Annotated in this window: 20 protein-coding genes and 2 rRNA genes; 4 read left to right on the top strand and 18 right to left on the bottom strand. The window is 34.1% G+C overall.

The window, feature by feature from the left end; translation table 11 throughout:
• Positions 1 to 20 precede the first annotated feature (20 nt).
• The 9 genes from BUC25_RS07960 to BUC25_RS07920 all read right to left on the bottom strand — a co-directional run bounded on the left by BUC25_RS07960 (position 21) and on the right by BUC25_RS07920 (position 9439).
• Positions 21 to 428 (bottom strand): DUF948 domain-containing protein, encoded by a 408-nt coding sequence (locus BUC25_RS07960; protein WP_073201351.1) that lies wholly within the window; start codon positions 426 to 428, stop codon positions 21 to 23.
• Positions 429 to 1247: 819 nt separating this feature from the next.
• Positions 1248 to 2546, bottom strand: a complete 1299-nt coding sequence (gene murC / locus BUC25_RS07955) for a UDP-N-acetylmuramate--L-alanine ligase (RefSeq protein ID WP_073201350.1) — start codon at positions 2544 to 2546, stop codon at positions 1248 to 1250.
• A gap of 250 nt (positions 2547 to 2796) precedes the next feature.
• Positions 2797 to 4917 carry a DNA translocase FtsK gene (locus tag BUC25_RS07950; RefSeq protein ID WP_073201349.1) on the bottom strand — a complete coding sequence of 707 codons (2121 nt, stop codon included), beginning with the start codon at positions 4915 to 4917 and terminating at the stop codon, positions 2797 to 2799.
• 350 nt (positions 4918 to 5267) lie between these two features.
• Complete coding sequence (gene ytpR / locus BUC25_RS07945; protein ID WP_342039392.1) at positions 5268 to 5801, bottom strand: YtpR family tRNA-binding protein; 534 nt, start codon at positions 5799 to 5801, stop codon at positions 5268 to 5270.
• A gap of 15 nt (positions 5802 to 5816) precedes the next feature.
• Entirely contained in the window at positions 5817 to 6620 is an 804-nt protein-coding gene (locus tag BUC25_RS07940; RefSeq protein WP_073201348.1) for a DUF1444 domain-containing protein, read from the bottom strand.
• 260 nt (positions 6621 to 6880) lie between these two features.
• Entirely contained in the window at positions 6881 to 7198 is a 318-nt protein-coding gene (locus BUC25_RS07935) for a thioredoxin family protein (protein WP_073201347.1), read from the bottom strand.
• Positions 7199 to 7200: 2 nt separating this feature from the next.
• On the bottom strand, positions 7201 to 7728 hold the full coding sequence (locus tag BUC25_RS07930; RefSeq protein WP_073201346.1) for a hypothetical protein: 528 nt from the start codon (positions 7726 to 7728) through the stop codon (positions 7201 to 7203).
• A gap of 122 nt (positions 7729 to 7850) precedes the next feature.
• Positions 7851 to 8363, bottom strand: coding sequence for a DUF84 family protein (locus BUC25_RS07925; protein ID WP_073201345.1), 513 nt, complete (start codon positions 8361 to 8363; stop codon positions 7851 to 7853).
• Between the two features lie 8 nt (positions 8364 to 8371).
• Positions 8372 to 9439 carry a M42 family metallopeptidase gene (locus tag BUC25_RS07920; RefSeq protein WP_073201344.1) on the bottom strand — a complete coding sequence of 356 codons (1068 nt, stop codon included), beginning with the start codon at positions 9437 to 9439 and terminating at the stop codon, positions 8372 to 8374.
• Between the two features lie 224 nt (positions 9440 to 9663).
• Here BUC25_RS07920 and BUC25_RS07915 point away from each other — a divergent pair, with 224 nt between their 5' ends.
• Positions 9664 to 9981 carry a PepSY domain-containing protein gene (locus BUC25_RS07915; protein ID WP_073201343.1) on the top strand — a complete coding sequence of 106 codons (318 nt, stop codon included), beginning with the start codon at positions 9664 to 9666 and terminating at the stop codon, positions 9979 to 9981.
• A 304-nt stretch (positions 9982 to 10285) separates the two neighbouring features.
• Here the strand turns inward: BUC25_RS07915 and trmB are convergent, their stop codons facing one another.
• Complete coding sequence (trmB, locus tag BUC25_RS07910) at positions 10286 to 10927, bottom strand: tRNA (guanosine(46)-N7)-methyltransferase TrmB (protein WP_073201342.1); 642 nt, start codon at positions 10925 to 10927, stop codon at positions 10286 to 10288.
• A 225-nt stretch (positions 10928 to 11152) separates the two neighbouring features.
• On the opposite strand from trmB, the gene BUC25_RS07900 reads away from it, so the two are divergent.
• Positions 11153 to 11434, top strand: coding sequence for a YtzH-like family protein (locus BUC25_RS07900; protein WP_073201340.1), 282 nt, complete (start codon positions 11153 to 11155; stop codon positions 11432 to 11434).
• On the opposite strand, the gene BUC25_RS07895 is transcribed toward BUC25_RS07900, so the two are convergent.
• The 4 genes from BUC25_RS07895 to BUC25_RS07880 all read right to left on the bottom strand — a co-directional run bounded on the left by BUC25_RS07895 (position 11415) and on the right by BUC25_RS07880 (position 14861).
• Positions 11415 to 12218, bottom strand: coding sequence for a phosphotransferase (locus BUC25_RS07895; RefSeq protein WP_073201755.1), 804 nt, complete (start codon positions 12216 to 12218; stop codon positions 11415 to 11417). The two genes, BUC25_RS07900 and BUC25_RS07895, sit on opposite strands and share 20 nt — an antisense overlap.
• Before the next feature lie 139 nt (positions 12219 to 12357).
• Positions 12358 to 13281, bottom strand: a complete 924-nt coding sequence (locus BUC25_RS07890; protein ID WP_073201339.1) for an NERD domain-containing protein — start codon at positions 13279 to 13281, stop codon at positions 12358 to 12360.
• 9 nt (positions 13282 to 13290) lie between these two features.
• Positions 13291 to 13842, bottom strand: coding sequence for an RNA 2',3'-cyclic phosphodiesterase (thpR, locus tag BUC25_RS07885; RefSeq protein ID WP_073201338.1), 552 nt, complete (start codon positions 13840 to 13842; stop codon positions 13291 to 13293).
• A 2-nt stretch (positions 13843 to 13844) separates the two neighbouring features.
• Positions 13845 to 14861 (bottom strand): potassium channel family protein, encoded by a 1017-nt coding sequence (locus BUC25_RS07880; RefSeq protein WP_073201337.1) that lies wholly within the window; start codon positions 14859 to 14861, stop codon positions 13845 to 13847.
• A gap of 144 nt (positions 14862 to 15005) precedes the next feature.
• Between BUC25_RS07880 and BUC25_RS07875 the strand changes: the two genes are divergently transcribed.
• Positions 15006 to 15224, top strand: a complete 219-nt coding sequence (locus tag BUC25_RS07875) for an HTH domain-containing protein (RefSeq protein WP_073201336.1) — start codon at positions 15006 to 15008, stop codon at positions 15222 to 15224.
• Between the two features lie 51 nt (positions 15225 to 15275).
• Here BUC25_RS07875 and BUC25_RS07870 read toward each other — a convergent pair whose 3' ends face one another.
• Both BUC25_RS07870 and BUC25_RS07865 read right to left on the bottom strand, forming a co-directional pair.
• Positions 15276 to 15977, bottom strand: a complete 702-nt coding sequence (locus BUC25_RS07870) for a pseudouridine synthase (RefSeq protein WP_073201335.1) — start codon at positions 15975 to 15977, stop codon at positions 15276 to 15278.
• Between the two features lie 17 nt (positions 15978 to 15994).
• Positions 15995 to 17635, bottom strand: coding sequence for a putative polysaccharide biosynthesis protein (locus BUC25_RS07865; RefSeq protein ID WP_244535161.1), 1641 nt, complete (start codon positions 17633 to 17635; stop codon positions 15995 to 15997).
• Positions 17636 to 17788: 153 nt separating this feature from the next.
• On the opposite strand from BUC25_RS07865, the gene BUC25_RS07860 reads away from it, so the two are divergent.
• Positions 17789 to 19048, top strand: coding sequence for a BaiN/RdsA family NAD(P)/FAD-dependent oxidoreductase (locus BUC25_RS07860; protein ID WP_073201333.1), 1260 nt, complete (start codon positions 17789 to 17791; stop codon positions 19046 to 19048).
• A gap of 547 nt (positions 19049 to 19595) precedes the next feature.
• Here BUC25_RS07860 and rrf read toward each other — a convergent pair.
• Both rrf and BUC25_RS07845 read right to left on the bottom strand, forming a co-directional pair.
• Positions 19596 to 19712 (bottom strand): 5S ribosomal RNA (rrf, locus tag BUC25_RS07850).
• Positions 19713 to 19803: 91 nt separating this feature from the next.
• Positions 19804 to 20112 (bottom strand): 23S ribosomal RNA (locus BUC25_RS07845); the annotation flags it as partial.

Here is a 20112-nt window from a genome sequence, read left to right as displayed (position 1 = left end):
TCTCATTCCTCCATTATTAATTATTTATTTCTATTTTTTTTAAACATTTCCATTACTACAGTACTCCATTTTATGGCTTGCGCTGTAGTTTCCCTGTTCTCATCAGCGATTCTGTTAACGGATTGAGATACTGTACGTATCGATTGGGTGAAATCTTTTACACTATCACCAATATTTTTCACGCCGTCAACAAGGGTGTTAAGTCTTGTTGTTTTGTCATTAATATCATCCGCTAATTTGTTCGTCTTATTTAATAAAGCAGTTGTCTCAACTGTTATACCCTCCATTTGCTTTTCTAAACCTTCAAGCGTGTCAGCAACATGGGACATCGTTCGTTTTGTTTCTTTTAATACTAATACTAAGTAAATAACTAGTACTGCAAAAGCAACTGCTGCAATGATTGCTGCAAGGTATAAGAGAATTTCCATTAGCACTTTCACTCCTTCGATATGTATTACCTAATTATTCTGATAATAATGTTATACCCTTTATCATCTATTCTAAACAAGATTCAGTTTAATTACACGCAAAAAGAATTATTATCTATTATGCAAACAGCGAGTAATTGGACAGTAAACATCCAAAACTCCGCCGACCATTTCCTTCACTATAACACATAAGAAAAATTATGCGACATAACTCTAGTTTCTAATTATGAGATTTGAGAACTGTGTAACAACCGCTTCGGCTTGTCGGCTTCCCTTTCAGCGGGTTTTTCTCCTCAGCTAACTTTTTAAGCAAAGTGCGCTTAAAAAGTGGATCTTCGGATAAAAACTTCCCACAGGAGTAAAAGCGGACGCCTGCACTTTTTTTATGCTCTACAACTTAAGTAAGAATAATTATGATGGCTTTAATCACTAGCTTTAGGATACTCTTCCATTTTTTAATGACTTAAGCTAAATTATTTTATGAAAACACAAACTGTTAGCATTTGTAATCTTTGTAGAGTCTCACTGAGCGTAGGCGTCCTCTTCGACTCCTAGGGGATTAGCGCGATCTGAAGATCCACTTTGTAAAGTGATCTTCTTTACAAAGTTAGCTGAAGACGCGCCCCCTGGAAAGCGAAGTAGGCAAGCCGTAGCGGATACTCCACACATACATCATGTCAAAATTCCCATTAGGTTATGGCGCATAATACTGCTTATATGAAGTTGAAGTTGTAACATCTTTATACAAAAAAAGAAGGATGCTGGTCCTTCTTTTTTACTTGTTATTATTAATTTCTACAAAACTTCTATGAATCCTGCTTATTTTATACAAGTTTTTTCATATGCTTCTTGATATTTCTGAATATCTCCAGCGCCCATAAAAATGAGCACACTCCCAAAATGATTAGCTAATATATCAATATTATCCAAGCCAATTAATTCACTGTTTTGAATTAAATCCTTCAAATCATTAATCGATAAGTTAGAGTTTGATTCTCTTGCAGATCCAAATATATCACATAAATAAATGACATCCGCTTGCGCTAAGGCATCACCAAACTCATTCATAAATGTTTTAGTACGTGAATACGTATGTGGTTGAAAAATAGCTACTATTTCTTTATCAGGATATTTTTTTCTTGCAGCTTCAATAGTTGCATCCACTTCCTTTGGGTGGTGAGCATAATCATCGATTAGAACTTGATTATTTATTTGTTTTTCGGTAAATCTTCTTTTTACTCCTTGGAACGATACAATTTCTTTCATTTGCGAAGCTGAAAAATCTTCATAATGACAAATTGTTATTACTGCCAGGGCATTTAAAATATTATGATCGCCAAATGAGTTTATTTGAAAGGTATCATAATAATTATTACGTACAAAAACATCAAAAGTAGTACCAAATTCGTCCACTATTATATTTTTGGCGTGGAAATCATTACCATCTTTCAAACCATAATAAAGCACAGGTACTTTTGCTTGAATTGCTTGCAGATGTTCATCATCCCCACATGCAACAATACCTTTCTTTACATTATCAGCCATTTGTTGAAACGAATCAAACACATCATCAATGTCTTTAAAATAATCTGGATGATCAAAATCAATATTAGTCATAATCGCATAATCTGGATGATAAGCTAAAAAATGCCTGCGATATTCACAAGCCTCAAATACAAAATACTGACTTTCTTCTGCACCTTTTCCCGTTCCGTCACCAATTAAGTAGGATATCGAACATGATTTATCAAGAACATGTGAAAGTAAACCGGTAGTAGATGTTTTACCATGTGCTCCAGTAACAGCTATACTTGTAAATTGTTTGATCCATTCACCTAGAAATTCGTGATAACGATAAAATGGAAGACCGAGTTCTTTTGCTTTTTTAATTTCCTCATGATCGTCCTTAAAGGCATTTCCAGCTATGATGATCAGTCCATCTTTTATATTATTTTCAGAAAAAGGTAATATCAGAATATCTTTATCTTTTAATGCTTCTTGAGTAAATATATGTTTTTCGATGTCAGAACCTTGAACTTGTTTTCCAGAGTCAGCTAAAATTTGTGCTAATGCACTCATTCCTGTACCTTTAATACCAATAAAATGGTAAGTTTCCATAAAAAAGAACCTCCAAAATCATGTGATAAGCATACATATAACTAATCACGATTGTTTTCCTTATGATTCATAGAACGCACAAGAATCAATCATCCAATAAATATAACTTTGTGTCAAGTGTTAATTATATTTTTAACTTTACGTACATCATTTATCCTATTATATACGAAAACAAGGATGAGTGTTCTTGAGAAGTTTGTTAACCTCTTCAATCTGAGATATAGCTTTCTTTAAATCAATCATTATATTTTTAATAGTTTGTTTCATTCATTACTTCGTTTCTACTAACTAATATTTCTCGCTGTTTACTGCCATTTTGTCCAGATATTATACCGTTATCTTCCATCATATCGATCAGTCTAGCTGCTCGATTATATCCTACTTTAAATCGCCTTTGTAGTAAAGATGCACTCGCACCGTTGTATTCCAATACGAATTCAACCGCTTCTTGGTAAAGCTCATCAGCTACTTCGTTTGATGATATTTGCTGTATCAATTGTTCTTGCTCAAATAAATAATTTGGCTCTGCAATTTGTTTTACATAATTGGTAATTCGTTCGATTTCATCATCTGAAACGAAGGCACCTTGAATCCTTTTGGTTTCACTCGAGCCATTTTCTACGAACAGCATATCACCTTTTCCTAGTAACTTTTCTGCTCCGTTGGTATCTAATATCGTTCTCGAATCTACCTGTGAAGAGACACTAAAGGCAATTCTAGTTGGAATATTTGCCTTGATTAAACCTGTTATGACATCAACTGATGGTCTTTGTGTAGCAATTAGCAAATGAATACCACAGGCTCTCGCTTTTTGAGCAATTCGACAGATAGCGTCTTCCACATCTTGTGGGGACGTCATCATCAAGTCAGCCAGTTCATCAATCACAATTACAATATAGGGCATATGATCGTCATAACGGTGTTGTTGTTTCATTTTTTCATTATAACGACCTATATCCCGTGCTCCTTCTTTTACAAACTTGGAGTACCTGTCTTCCATTTCCTGTACCGCCCATTTTAGTGAAGAAGTGGCAGCTTTCACATCCGTGATTACCGGTGCAACAAGATGTGGAAGATCATTATAAGGTGTTAATTCCACCATTTTTGGGTCAATTAATAAGAATTTCACTTCTTCATGATTTGCCTTATATAATAAACTTATTAATATCGTGTTAATACAAACACTTTTTCCTGAACCAGTCGCTCCTGCGATCAAACCGTGTGGCATTTGTTTTAAATCAGTTACGACGGATTCACCTTCAATGTCAGCACCTAACGCAACCGTCAATGGTGAAGTGTTTCCTGAGAACACATCACTTTCTAACAGTTTTTGCAAAAATACTGGTTCTGAATGTAAATTCGGAACCTCTATACCTATCGTGCTTTTACCAGGAATAGGAGCTTCCATTCGGATGTCTTTTGCTGCTAAATTAAGCTTTATATCATCGCTTAAATTCTTAATTTTACTTACTTTAACTCCTGGTTCCGGTTGAATTTCAAATCTAGTTACAGAAGGGCCTTGGGTCGCATCCACTACACTTGCCTTAATATTAAAATAGCGTAGGGTGGTTTGTAATGTCTCTGCCTGTTGATCAACCCATTCTCTATGATTATTTACCGATGGCAAAGCATCATTTAACAAATGAATGGGAACCGTTTTTTTTACTTCTGCATGGTTGAAACTGGTGCTTTCATGTCGTTGATTGATTTTTTGTTCATTTTTTTGCACAGTATCGAATGTTGATTCCTCTTTATCCTCGTTTTGGTTACCGTTTATGGCTACTTCCTGGCGTTTCCTCTGTTGTCGCCATTTATCACGAGGTGTCATTATTACATTTAATGGTTTAGAGGTATTTCGATTTATTGCTTTTTTCCTCTCTTTTCTACTTTCTATACTATTAGAAACTTCTACACGGTTATTTGTCGGTTTTTGTTGATTTTTTAAATCATAGTTTAATGTTTCTTCATTTGCGGTCTCCATAGAATTGCAGTTACGATCTATACTTTCAGTTAAATGTGTATTGTCAGTAACTTCCTCTGCAGATGGATCAATCTCTTCATTTGATGGCTCTTGTTGTTTCTTTTGATTACTGCGAAAGCCATAAACAGGTGATGGTACCTCCTGGGCTTTAAATGGTTGCTGATGGTGAATTTGTTCCAGATTAGAATCTACAGTATCTTCAGGTTTCTTTCGTTCTTTATTATGTATTGGCTTTCTCGTTAACCTCTTGTTTAAATTATTTTTAGGATACTGATAAGCCATTTTTGTTTCTATTGACTTATACATTGTATTCGTTGTTGGATTCTTTGGATTTTCTTGTTCATTGTCATCAAATAAATGTTCCCATCGTTTTTTTAGATTTTTCCACATCGTACGTCACGCTCTCTTCCTAATTTATGTACGATTTTTCAATCGAGAACTTATTTCCTATTTTATCATGAAACGATTGAATGTAATAGCTAATTTCATGATTAATCATAAAAGCATCATCAAGAGCTACGAAGGTTCCGTTTTCATCAAACGAATCATATGTTCATAGTCGTAGAGTGATTCGTTAAATTGACTAATTTTTGCCGCTTGGATCTTACACTACGACATTAAATGTTATCTTTGTTTTCGAGTAAAAAACCCTTGTCCAAGGACAAAGGGTTTAAAATTGAAATTCACTGCCAATTTTTTCTTCAGCTGGTAATACATAAATTCCTTTTTCTTTTGGGGCATTAGGTAAAACCTAGTTCTTTTTGCGAACAAATCATACCATGAGAGTCAACACCTCTAAGCTTGGTTGGTTTTATTTCCAATCCACTAGGCATGATAGCACCGACTCTAGCAACTACTACTTTTTGCCCTTTATCCACATTTGGAGCACCACATACAATTTGTAACTGGTCTGTAGTACCTACATCTACATGACATACACGTAATTTATCCGCATTTTCATGTGGTTGGATATCACTTACATATCCGACGACAAATTTGGGTGATAAATCAATATCCAGTTTGTCTGTTAGATTATTTAGCTCAAATGCTTTTTTTAATTCAATTAATAAGTCTTCTGTTAATTTTGTCTTACCTGTCGATAATTCGTTAAAATAGTTGGAAGCATTAAATATATTATAACCGATTATTTCATTTGTTTCTTCATCGATTATCGTTGCAATATCTTGATTTCGTTTATATGTTACTGATTCACTGTTTTTCAAAGGCAAAAGAAGTACATCACCTACACCTTTTTGATTATAATATACAAACATTTTTCATATCCTCTCTTATTTTTCTGGTTTATTTTTGGCTAAAATGAATACTGGTTCTAAATGCTTTTCATCATAAGCGAAAGGTAAGGATGTTATTGGAACACGACCTTCTGCAAAGAATTTCATTGTCATTTGGGCAAGAATATCATATCCCATTTTATTTTTCACATCTGCTACAATGAGTACATCTTGATGGGGAACAGCTACAAGTATTTCACCTACTGCATTTGCTTTCATTTCCTCCAGAAAAGCTTCATTAAGAATTCTACTTGCATCATATCCATCTTGTGTCGCGATGAAGTAGAAATCATTCTCTGCTACGATATCCTTTTTGGGATTTACATCTAAAGATCTTATATTAAATAACGATATTTCTTTTAATCTTTCATAGCTCCAACCTTGTTCATTTAACATGTTCTCATCAATCAATTGATATGTTGTACCTAAATCTAAAGCATAATATATATTGGTTTCAGCTGTATGCTCCGTATACACTAATGCTGTACCAGATTTTGTTTTTTTTGGAAAAGAAGTAGCACGTATGACGGGATAAATATGTTTTTCTTTACCTTCTAATTGGTGCTCTTCATTCATCATTTTTAATGATTCACTAACATGAAATTGTAGCTCTTCTAGCGCAATATCGCCTCTTCTTTCATATTTTGCTATAACATTAGGAATATTTATTTTTACACCTTGTTTGGTATCTTTCCATTCCACTCGATATATATCTTTATCTCGATTAAAGGATACTCTCCAATCATCACGGGTGAATAATTCATCCAGTTTTCTTTTCATTTTGATCGATGTCATTTTCATCTTCTTCGTCCTCCTTTTTGGAAGAAAACACTTATGGTATTGTATCACTTTTTAATGAAAATGAAAAACTTTGCGCAATATGGGTTATTTAACGCGCCCCTAAATATTACGATACTTGTGAATAATGCCAATCTCGCTTAAAAATGAAAGTAGCCTTTATTTTATCCCTACAAAAAAATCCAAACGTTATCGAAAACTAATTCGATTAATCGTTTAGATTTTACTAGTGAAAAGATACAACTACCACAGTCATTTTTGTACTACTGGGACAAGCCGTTAATAAAGTTTTCTATTTCTTCTTTTGTTTTTCTATCTTTACTTACAAAACGCCCTAGTTCATTACCACGGTCATATGCCAAAAAGCTAGGAATACCAAAAATATCATTTTGAACACAAATATCAATGAATTTATCTCTATCTACATAAACAAATGTGTAAGCTTGATATTGCTCCTCTATTTCAGGCAAAATTGGTTCAATAGCACGACAATCCGGACACCAGTCTGCTGAAAATAAAAAGATTACCTTTTCTTCTGTTTTTAACTGGTCAAATTCAAGTTCTGTTTGTAATGTTTTCATCTTTATGCTCCTGTCTCTTCATAGGCTATTGAATTAGCGATATCCATCATATCCGCTACATCACCTACTAAATCTTCCTTGGAACTACGTGTAGTGACCTTGACGCCTCCAACACCTAGCTCTACTTCAAATCCTTCTTCCCGTTCCTTAATGTTTATATAGCCAAAGCGTTCTTTTTCTTCAAAAGCTTCTAACCATTTATGATTGTTACTTTCCTTAGCAGCTTCATAATTTAATCTACTTGTTTGTGTCTCTAACTCATTATAAAATAGAATAAATCTTTTTTCTTCCTTATTTAGTAATAAATTACTATTATTTTGTTCTTCAACTTTATAACCTTCGGGTAAATATAGCGAGAAATTTTCTACTTGTTTGTTTTGCACTTTAGATTCGAGCGCAAATTGTTGTTCTGCCACTTCTATAGCATTAGCTAAGACTTCCTCTTTCGGCTGGATCGACCAAATGCTAATTCCAATTAAAAAAACAAACAAAAAGGAAATAACTACTAAACCAGTTTTTTCAAACTTCATAAAAATCCTCCTGATATTTTAGTTCTTTTTTCCCCCTTTTACTATCATACTATTTTTTATATATTTCACAAGAGAAAATTCATTCCAATTCAAGATAAATCAGTTAAACCATCATTCCTTACCTATTTCCCTGAATGCGTCTGCTGTTCCATTTGCCCTTTTAGGAGTAGAACAACATGTGTAAACATCTCTTCTCGTGAAATTGTTGCATTGGTAAATATACCTATTGCCCCTTGATGATGGCGAATATCTTTGATAGTTGTCCATTCTTGCATAACATCTCCTAATTCTTCCCCATTTAATAGTGGTTTTGCAAACTCATTAGGTAATGGAATCCTTGCTCCACTAGCTGTAAAACATGCATTGCTTGGTGTTACAAGTGCCCCCCAATTACATAGAAATAATTGATCGCCTATTTGCATAACCCCACCTTCAAGCCCGATACCATAACTATCTTCTTTTACATCTTTACTTGCCATTGCACGATTAATCGCACCTTCTCTTGTTTCTTTATCTGTTCTCGGTTGAGTACTGACACCCGACTCTACCTCTACACTAGTAATCGTTGCATCTAAAAAGACATTTTTCACTGCATTTACTTTTGCTTTATTGAAAGAACCCACCATTATAATCATTTTTTCTGTCATCCTTTAGAACGAATCATGTCTACTGTATTTTGATCGGTTGTTTTAACTAATTTAATCAGTAATTCTTTGGCTGCCTGATAATCATCAATATGAATGATAGAAGCATGTGTATGGATATAACGTGAACATATCCCGATTACTGCTGAAGGCACTCCGTGATTAGACAAATGAACGCTCCCAGCATCTGTTCCTCCTTGAGATACAAAATATTGATAAGGAATATCATTGGTTTCAGCTGTATCTAACACAAAATCACGAATACCGTGATGTGTTATCATAGAACGATCAAATATACGAAGAAGTGCTCCTTTACCAAGTTGACCGAACTCTTTTTTATCTCCTGACATATCATTGGCTGGTGAAGCATCAAGTGCATAAAAAAGATCAGGTTGAATCATATTTGCTGCTACTTTGGCTCCTCTTAATCCCACTTCTTCTTGTACGGTAGCACCTGAATATAGTTGATTAGGCAAGGTTTCGTCTTGTAGTTCTTTCAATAACTCAATTGCTAATCCACAGCCATAACGATTATCCCAAGCCTTTGCTAATATTTTTTTTTCATTTTCCATTGGAGTAAAAGAAGAAACAGGTAGTATGGACTGGCCTGGTTTTACACCCATTTTTTCAACATCTTCTTTATCATCTGCCCCAATGTCAATTAACATATTTTTTTGTTCCATTGGTTTCGCTCTTTCTGCTTGCGTCAAATTATGTGGAGGAATTGACCCAACCACCCCTATAATCTTTTTGTCATTTGTATGTATTTCAACTCGTTGGGATAATAGAACTTGTGACCACCATCCACCTAATGGTTGGAAGCGGATCATCCCATTATCAGTAATTTGTGTAACCATAAACGCTACTTCGTCCATATGTCCGGCTACCAAAACTTTAGGGCCTTTCCCTTTTTTAATTCCAAATACACCTCCCAAACGATCTTGAATGACTTCATCTGCATATTTATCTAATTCTTGTTTCATAAAAGATCGTACCTTATGTTCGTTACCTGGTGCTCCAGGTAATTCAGTTAATGTTCTAAACAATTCCAATGTTTCTTGATTCATTGTTATCTCATCCTTTCACTTTATGCCTTTTTATAAGTGTAACTATTATTGTTATCGTCATTGTGACAGGTATCGCTATCAAATAGCAAAAGTTTGAAATTCCTGTTGATTGAATTCTTCCTATATTTTAACACATCTTTTTACTTGCTTTTTTTCTATTATTATCTTTAAGATGTAAGTATATGTTTCGTCAGACAACTTATTTTTATGGATGGAGTGAAATGATGAAAAAGAATAATACGATTATTATTGCCTGTATCGCCTTCATTATAGGTTACATACTCAGGCAACAACAAGAAGAAAAACAACATCTTAAGCCGGAAAAGGTCTTAAAGTCAGTTAAAGAAAGGTTTCAAAGGAAATACGAAGTTAGTGGTTCATGGATTTATATGAAGCCGGAACCGTTTGAAAAAAATGACCTGCAATACGATGTATATCATGGTGGTATCACAAAACATACCAACGGCGAATACATTCCATATGAGTTCTATATAGATGCCCATACCGGCACCCTGCTTGAAATGTTTCCCCAGCATAAGTAGTGATTACATATGAAGTTTGGGGCACATATTATGTAATATCTGAAATTGTAATTTTGAAAGAGAGATTGCGATACAACTGCTACGGCTTGCCCACTTCGTTTTCCGAGAGAAATGCTTCTCAGCTATCTTTGAAAAGGAAAACGATTTTCAAAGTAGATCTTCAAGACCATACTAATTCTCTGAAATCGAAGTGGACGCCTAGCGCTATCATATGTAAAAGCGAAGCAATCTCTGCAAAATATCGATTTCACAATAACCACACCGTTTATTGTGTAGATTCCCCTGCTTTTTCGCTTGAATTCTGTTATGCAGGAAAGCGAACGCGACAGCGATAGATGGGTTGTCCTTTGGCAGAAAATTTTTCTTCGTATTCTGTCATAACATTTAATGGATCCTGCAATTGATGCAGATCTAAGGATACTTCCTCTAAAATGCAACCATATTGCGAAAAGCTTTCCAAAGAATATTCAAACAAACCTTTATTATCTGTTTTCATTACCAACTCTCCATTAGATTTTAAAATTCTATAGTATTGCTCTAAGAAAGTTTTATATGTTAATCTTCTCTTCTCATGTCTATTCTTTGGCCAAGGGTCAGAAAAATTTAAATAGATCTGATCGACTTCATTATCTTCAAATAGCTCTGACAAGTCTTGAGCATTTTCATTAATTAGAGTAATATTGGAATATCCAGCCTCACTAACTTTCTCAACCGCTGATACAATAATACTTTTTACAACTTCCATCCCTACAAAATGAATATCTGGATGTTGGTTTGCCATACCTTCAATAAATTGACCTTTACCTGAACCAATTTCTAAGTGAATAGGCTTATCACCACTTTTTAAGTGTTGCCAATTTCCTTTATACTCTGAGGGATTTAATTCCACTATGTCTGGATTATCTTTTAAATAATCATCTGCCCAAGGTTTGTGTCTTGCTCTCATTTTCGGTTCTCCTTTACGCTCTGTTTTTAGTATGATTACCTTTGTATTATATCTTTATAAATAAAATAAACATTCACTTCACCTTTTAGCAGGTGCTTTCTTGTTTTTTTGCTATCGTACATGAAAGTGGCTTTTGCCAAATAGTTGGCAAAAGCCTTCTCTCTTAAGAAATGTATAATTTCTTTTATTTCGTTTATGCTAATCCTAAAAGGTGGGATATTAGTCATGGTGTTAAACGTAAACAACCAATTAGATTTATTACATGATCTTTTAAGCTTACATGCTGAAGAATGTTGTGGAAGCTCTTCTGAATGTCAACAAATTTCCAGATTAATCAAATCGATTCAACAACAGCCTAATATGAACAGTAAACTTGTTGATATTTTGGATGGAATTGATCAATATGGAAACTTAGGTGCCAATTCTGATAACTTAGATGAACATATAACCAGCCACCAGCCTGATATTCAACAGTGGTTACAAATTATTAAAGATTCCAATCATTAACTTGTTCCAGAAGCTGATTTAACTCATGTAAATGAGTATTAGCTTCTTTTCGTTTTTTGCGATTTTCACTCCAGATGTATCCAATAATCTCATCCACTATGAGATACCAATGCATACGTTGCATAAAATTTTTGCTATTCGCCATTCCATAATGCTCTAACCATTGATCCCATTCTTGTTTCGGTATATAAGATTGGAGTATTCTTCCTATATCCATTGCCGGATCTCCAACACGTGCATTATCCCAATCTATCAAATATAATTCACCATTAGTAGATAACATCCAATTATGGTGATTCAAATCACAGTGACATACAACTTGTTGCTCAAAATATATATCCATTAAGCGACTTTCCAAGAATTTGATCGCCTTATAAACAGAAATCGAATTACGTGCCTGTATATTACCTTGTACAAATTGTTTTACACGTACTAAGGTTTGATCTGGTACAACTGTTGTTTTTTCAATACGTAACAACATATCTAATAATTCCGAGGAATGGTGTATCTTACTTAATAGCTTAGCTACTTTAGGGTGCTGCATTTCTTCAATATTTAATGCTTTTCCATCAAGCCATTGTTGAGCTGTTACTACATCACCATTTTCAAGACGCTTCGTCCATACAAGTTTCGGTACAATTCCTTGAGCAGATAATACAGCTAAAAATGGAGATGAATTACGTTTTAAAAATAGTTGTTTGTGATTCGATTGGGCATAATAAGCCGCACCAGTTGATCCACCGGCAGGGAAAATCGTCCAATCTTCTCCTAAAATATGTTCCACAGCTGTCACCCTCAATTCCTCTAAAAAATCTCTTAACCTCTTTATCTATAAAAAGGGAATAGTAATAATAGATTAACGCAAAATTAGGTACAATTTCAAGTAAAAATTTATTTTTCGACAAAAATAATAGCTTTTTTTGTCACTTCCAGAATGATTCTGTTGTATCTTCATGTTTCCATTCCGGTCTCTGTACTGCAATGGATTCGCAATGCTTTAATAATGCTTCTGTTATTTTCAATTGCTGATGCTTTAGAGGTGTATATAATTGTTGCTTGTGTTTTAACCATTCTTCGTGATGGTCGCGATCAACAAACTTAGTATTATAAGGCTCAAGTTGATAATTCATAGTATTGGTTCTCGATAAAATTACTTTTTTTACTGGAAAATCTAGTTGATATTTATTTAAAATACTTTGAATTACCTTTTCCGTTCTTTTAGTGCTAATAAGAGGGCTTAAAAACTTATTTTGTATATTATTTTCTTCCAAATACCAAACCCGGCTATCATTAGGGATAATCGTTTGATTACTTGGTTTATCAATTAAAGTAATTATTTCAATTTCTAAAGGACTTATGAGTATGATATCCCCTTCTAGTGGCCCATTCTTTATTTGAAAAACAGGAAAATACATCAATAAATGTGTATCAGGGATTCTCTGTAAAAAATATTTTAATAAATAATCATGATAATATCCTTTATCAATAAATGACATTTCATTAATGGTAGTCGAAGCCCATTTTAATTGAAAAGGGAATAACGCATCTAAAAAATATTGCTTTAACGCTTCTTCCGTCTCTGGCAAATAATCTAGGTCATATTCATCTTCTGCTTCCTCTGTTTCAGCTTCTGAGCGACTCTTAAAAAATGAACGCCATTTTGAGAAATTTGTTTCATTTAATTCTTCTTGATCTTCCACTTCTAGTTTTAATTGCAGTTGATCTTCCCACAAATATTTTAACCTCTCCCAATTTTCTGTTTTCAACCGAGAAAACTGACTAGGATAATGAAAAATATCTCGTTCATAACGGGAGATATAATTATCAAGTTTAATTAATTGAGCCACACTGCCACCTCATTTCAATTTAAATTGATCCCATATCAGGTATTTTTGTTTTTTATCAGGGTGTATCTCATAAATTACTATTTCATTTATCTTAATCTCTTTTGTTTTTGTAGTAAAATTGATATTCTCTTTGTTAATAGTGTGAGTATTTGCCCATTTTTTTGCTAATGTAATATGTGGTGTAAAGCTTCTCTTATCTGTATTCACATATTGACCAATAACCGTTTGAACCTCATGATGCAAAGATGTCAATTCCGGAGTATTGGATACACCGATCCATAAAACACGTGGTTTTAATGATTGACCAAAAGTTGACAGTTGTCCAATTTCTAATGAGAAACTATTGCGCACGGTTATTTGTTCTAAATCACTGGCAATTTGCGTTAATGTCTTTTGAGCGATTGCACCAAAAAAATGCATAGTTATATGAAAATCATTAGGGTCTACCCATTGTTTAAAATCAAACGTGTCTCTACACGTTTTTTGAATATCATGAATCCATTCTTTAGTCTTATCGTCTAATTTAACTGCGATAAAGTAATGATTATTTGAATCTTTCATAATTAATTTGCCTTTAAAATAGAATGATACGTAGCTTTATCACAAATAACATATAATTCTGCTTCATTCGGAATCGGTTGATCGAGCATACGATTAATATTCAATTGATCACGATCTGCTACAAGTGTTGCTCCTTTTTCAATCAGTTCATTAAAAGCATCTCTATATGTAGCCCAAGATTGTTTTGAAGGTACATGGTATAAATCATCTCCATGTGAACGACGAAGTAATTGACCAAAAATATTAGACACACCGTTACGAAACGCCGAACGTACAAACAAGGAAGAAATCGTTTCATTAGAGATAATAAATTCATCAATATTCATATATTTGAAATTTTTTATATGACTTTCTTCCATTACTTCAACAATTGTATGAACTTCAGGAGCCATTGATTCAATAGTTGACGCAATCAGTAGGGTTTTTCCATCCGCTAACTGACCTTCAGATATAGCATCATCGGAAAAAATCAAAACAGACTTTGCTTCATGAATATTGGCTTTTTCTAATGGACCCTTCTCACTAGCATTACCTTTTATGTAAAAAATGTTATGATCTAAAATCGGTGCTTTCTCTAATTGATCAATAATAACAATCTCAATTTCCGTATTAGTAGCAATCATTTCTTTGATCGCGAACTTCGCTTTTTGAGACCACCCGATAATAATATAATGCCCTTTTCCTTTATACACAATATCACCTTCTTCACGTTTTTTTCGATAGACTGCTAAACCATCGATAATTTTTCCAATGACAATACCGATTAACCCTATACCAAATACATATAAGAATAATGCCAACCATCTGCCTGCCACTGTTACTGGATATAAATCTCCGTATCCGACCGTGGTCACCGTAGTCATTACCCACCAGAAACCATCAAAAAAAGTCGGGAAAGTTTCTTTTTCTATTAACATAATGAACACTGATGAAAAAATAACAAGTAAAAAGCTTGCTATAAAAAGTACATAATTGGATATTTGAACTACTTTTCTCATCAGATGTTTGAGTATATACATAACTGTAAGACCTCCAATTTTTTAAATTATCTGTAAATTATATGTTTTAAGCTAGAAAAACTCTTCAATAAAGTGTAAAATAGTAAGTACAACATGAATATACTTTAACAAGGTTTTAAGTGAAAACTTTGAAGGAGTGATTTTTTGAGTCAATCAACCACCCGCATGCTCACTCGTGTAAAAGCTGTCTATATATTCATAAGAGATAATGGACCAGTGACCACGAGTCAAATAGCTGAAGAGTTTGGTATTACAGATCGTACCGTACAACGAGACCTGCATTTGCTAGCATTTAATGGACTCGTTAACAGTCCGAATCGGGGAAGTTGGATAATCACAAACAAAAAAGTAAAAATCTCCTGAAACGTTTAATGTATAAATTCTTGACCAGTATTTGTTACAAATACTGGTATTTTATTTTCTTCGTAATTGCGTTATTTCTTCTTTTGTTAGTTCACGGTATTTTCCTTTATCTAAATCACGATCTAAAGTCAAACTCCCCATCGAAATTCTTTTTAAATATAATACTTTGTTCCCAATTGCTTCAAACATTCTTTTTATTTGATGGTATTTCCCTTCAGTAATGATAATTTGCACCCTATACTCCCCAATTACGCTTAATTGGGCTGGTTTTGTTAGATAACCATCATCTAATACCACACCCTCTGAAAAACGTTTCACATCGCTTTCTGTGACTTTTTCTGCTACGGTTGCTATATATTTTTTATCGACGTGCTTTTTAGGTGATAATAATTCATGAGCTAACTGCCCATCATTGGTTAACAATAATAGACCTTCCGTATCTTTATCTAATCGCCCAACAGGAAACGGATCTAATATCTTATCCTTCTTTTTAATTAAATCTAACACTGTCTTCTGCTTGTTATCCTCTGTTGCAGATAAATAACCAGATGGTTTGTGTAACATGATATAGATAAATTCTTGATATGTAATGATATGATCATCACATTTTATTTGATCTTGATAACGATCAATTTTTATATCAGATTTTCTAATGATCTCATCATTGACGGTTATTCTTTTATTCTTAATCAATGCTTTCACATCTTTTCGACTACCATAACCCATATTGGCCAGAAACTTATCTAGTCGGATTCGGAAAACCTCCTTCTCTATCTTCTGAGCAGTTTGTCTATAACAGCTATTCTTCTACCTGTAATTCTCTCAAATAAAGTTGATGCATAGCCTAAATACAGGTAAATGAATCCGCCAACACCAACACCTGCCACCATCATAATAATCGCATCGAAACGATTTTTATCAACCTCTAAGAAGACTCCTAAAATACCTTTTACAATTAATACAGCAATCGTCATAATTGCAGTAAAAATTAACATTAAAAGAGTTAGTTTATAAAAATTCTTAAATTGAAAATCGATCGCCTTTTTTATTTGCCATACATTAAGGATCACCGCGATGCTAGTAGCAATAAGCGTCACAAGTATTGCTCCGATTTCTGCAAATACTTGAATAAATAAGGAATTCAATAAAATTTTAGTTAATATACCTGCTGATAAACTTATTAAAGTGAAGTTTTGTCTTTCTACACCTTGTAAAATATATGAAGTAACAGTAAAAAACGCAAATGTTAATGCAACAGGTGCATACCAAGCAAACACTTTCCCTGCAACATCAATATTATCTAAACTAAACAAACTTCCATAAATAGAGTCTGATAAGAGAATTAATCCAACTATAGCTGGCAACACGAAAAACATAATGATTTGTAATGCCTGATTAATTAGTTTTTTTAATTTTAGGGTATCTTTCGTGTTATAAGCATCTGTTATTTCAGGAATCAATGCAAGAGACAATCCAGTAGCGATTGTCACTGGAATAATCACAAGCTTATGCCCTTGAACATTGAAAACAGAGAAAGCAATATCAGCTACATCCGCCTTACCAATTTCAGCCATCGCATGATTAAAGGTAAATAAATCAATCAGCTGGTACAGGGGAATCGCAACTCCAATTAATACAAACGGACCCGCATATCGAGATAACTCTTTTAATAGAGTAGAAACAGGAATTTTTTCCTTCTTTTTCTGACCTTCAATTGCAGCATCTAAGTATTTTTTTCTTTTTTTCCAATAAAAAGCTAATACGCCCCATGATGCAATAGCACCAATGAATGCTGAAAAAGCAGCAAAACCTATTGCAGTTGCTAGTTCACCCTGTAAAACGATTACCACTATAAAAACGGCAACAAGCAAGAATGCAATTCTAAAAATTTGTTCAATCACTTGTGATACAGCGGTAGGCCCCATTGATTTGTTTCCTTGAAAAAAACCTCTCATAATGGCCATGCTAGGAATAATGATAAGTGAAAAACTTACCATTTGTATAACATCTTTTACCTCATTCAGTGTAATATTTTTGTTTTCTTCGGACAATATCCAGCCAGAAAATACTCCGGCACCAAAATACATAATGATAAAAGCTATAAAACCAGTGATCAGCATTAACACGGTACTGACTTTAAACATTCTCATACTCGAATAATAATCATTAAAAGAATTATATTTAGCAACAAATTTTGAAACAGCTAATGGGACACCTATTGTAGACATGCTCAACATTATTGTGTATGGAATATACGAATATCCATAAAGCGCCATACCTGTTTCGCCAACCATATTTGTAAAGGGAATGGTATAGATCATCCCTAAAAATTTGGATAAAAAACTTGCTCCCGTAAGCAAGAGTGTTCCACGTAAAAAATTCGAACTCGACATACTTTCACCTTTATTCATTAAAATAATCTAACCAAAACTATTTTAACATAGCAATCCAATTAATGTTATTGATTTCGACAGATAATTACACTTATATATTTGTGATTCTCCCCCATTTGATATAAAATTTTAATACAGTATGTGAACAAAGCGGAAGGAAGTAATATAACTATGGTAGACGTAACAATAATTGGTGGTGGTCCATCTGGGTTAATGGCTGCAATTGCTGCAGCTGAACAAGGCGCCCAAACTTTATTGATTGATAAAGGAAATAAATTAGGAAAGAAACTCGCTATTTCTGGTGGAGGCAGGTGCAATGTCACAAATCGATTGCCTGCAGATGAGGTAATTAAACATATTCCTGGAAATGGTCGATTTTTATATAGTGCTTTTTCTATTTTTGATAATTACGATATTATCGAATATTTTGAAGGGCTTGGAGTAGCCCTCAAAGAAGAAGATCATGGTCGAATGTTTCCGATGAGTAATAAATCGAGCGATGTTGTCAACGCCTTATTGAATGAGTTAGATAAATGGAATGTAACGGTAAAGAAGAATACTGTAGTACAAGCAATCGATTATGGAGAGACTATTCATCATATTATTTTAAAAGATGGAACAAAAATTTCTACGAAAGCTATTATAATAGCGGCAGGAGGAAAAGCCGTACCCCATACAGGTTCAACAGGTGATGCTTTTCCCTGGGCTAAAAAAGCGGGTCATACGATAACAGAGCTATATCCTACCGAAGTACCGATTGTTTCTAATGAAACGTTTATTAAGAAAAAAATTTTACAAGGTACAGCACTAAGAAATGTTAGTCTAACCGTATATGATAATAAAGGGAAAAAAGTGGTTACCCATCAAATGGATATGTTGTTCACACATTTCGGTATTTCAGGTCCTGCTGTATTGCGTTGTTCCCAGTATATTGTCAAGCTATTAATGAAAGGTCAAAAAAGTGTTGATGTTACTATCGATGCAATACCTGATAAAACTGTTAATCAACTTATTCAGGAGTTATTAAACGCAATTAATGAAAACCCTAAAAAAACTTTTAAAAATACAACTAAAGGCATGGTGCCTGAAAGATATTTAGATTTTTTATTAGAACGTAGTAGTATATCTACTGACATCAAAAACGCCAATATCTCCCGGGAAAAATTAGAGCATTTTATTGATGACTTAAAAGGGTTTTCTTTTAAAGTTAATGGCAGCTTGCCTTTAGAGAAAGCCTTTGTAACGGGTGGCGGTGTTTCGATAAAAGAAGTTATTCCAAATACGATGCAATCTAAATTAATGCATGGTTTATATTTCTGTGGTGAAGTCTTAGATATACATGGCTACACCGGAGGATACAATATTACTGCGGCAATGGTAACAGGGAGAGTTGCAGGAATGCATGCAGCATGGGAAACCATGAGCTTATAAAAAAATATTCGTATAGAAAGCAATTGTCTTTTAATGTTCTGTTCTTGCATTATAACAGTTAAACCATGAAGAACCGTGAAAAAATGAATATTCGGCTTTGTCTTCAAAATCAAAAGGTTTATAAATGGGTTTTGTTATAGCTATTTTGCCTATGTTAATTGTGGGAGAAATTGTATTACTTGTAATTAATATGCTAAAAAAAGACAAATCCAAGGAACTCTCGGCAAGAAAAAGCCTCATAGCGCTCAAAATTTGTTAGGTAGTTTAATACCATTAGGAATGATTTTTGGTTGCGCTTTAGGCATAATCATAGGTATGTTTTCTTCACTTCCTGTACTATTTACAATAAGTTTAGGAGCAGGAACAGGCTATTTGTTAGGCTATATTGCGTATGAAATTTATAGTAAAGAAGAAATAATAACTGAAAAGTAGTTATGCGCTTTAACCTTCGATTAGTTCCTTGGTTTATGGCAATGTAAATACAATCAATAAATAGATACAAAAAAAGCTTAGTAAACATTTAAATGATTACTAAGCTTTTTTATATACCTGGCAACGTCCTACTCTTGCAGGGGCGCGAGCCCCAACTACCATGGGCGCTGGAGAGCTTAACTGCTGTGTTCGGCATGGGAACAGGTGTGACCTCTCCGCTATCGTTACCAGACTCGGGCTTATATTATAATAAAAGGGATATACACTAAAAACTAGATAAGAAAAGAAAAACAAGCTTCAAACAAACCGCACTTTATTTTAGTATAGATAAGTCCTCGATCGATTAGTATTCGTCAGCTGCACATGTCGCCATGCTTCCACCTCGAACCTATCTACCTCATCGTCTCTGAGGGATCTTACTCTATCGAATAGATGGGAAGTCTCATCTTGAGGGGGGCTTCATGCTTAGATGCTTTCAGCACTTATCCCTTCCACACGTAGCTACCCAGCGATGCTCCTGGCGGAACAACTGGTACACCAGCGGTGTGTCCATCCCGGTCCTCTCGTACTAAGGACAGCTCCTCTCAAACTTCCAACGCCCACGACGGATAGGGACCGAACTGTCTCACGAC

This window comes from Gracilibacillus kekensis (assembly GCF_900143085.1).
In the GTDB taxonomy this organism is placed as follows: Bacteria; Bacillota; Bacilli; order Bacillales; family Amphibacillaceae; genus Gracilibacillus; species Gracilibacillus kekensis.
Note: the sequence above shows the minus strand (reverse complement) of the source record. Positions and strands in the feature narration are given on the sequence as shown.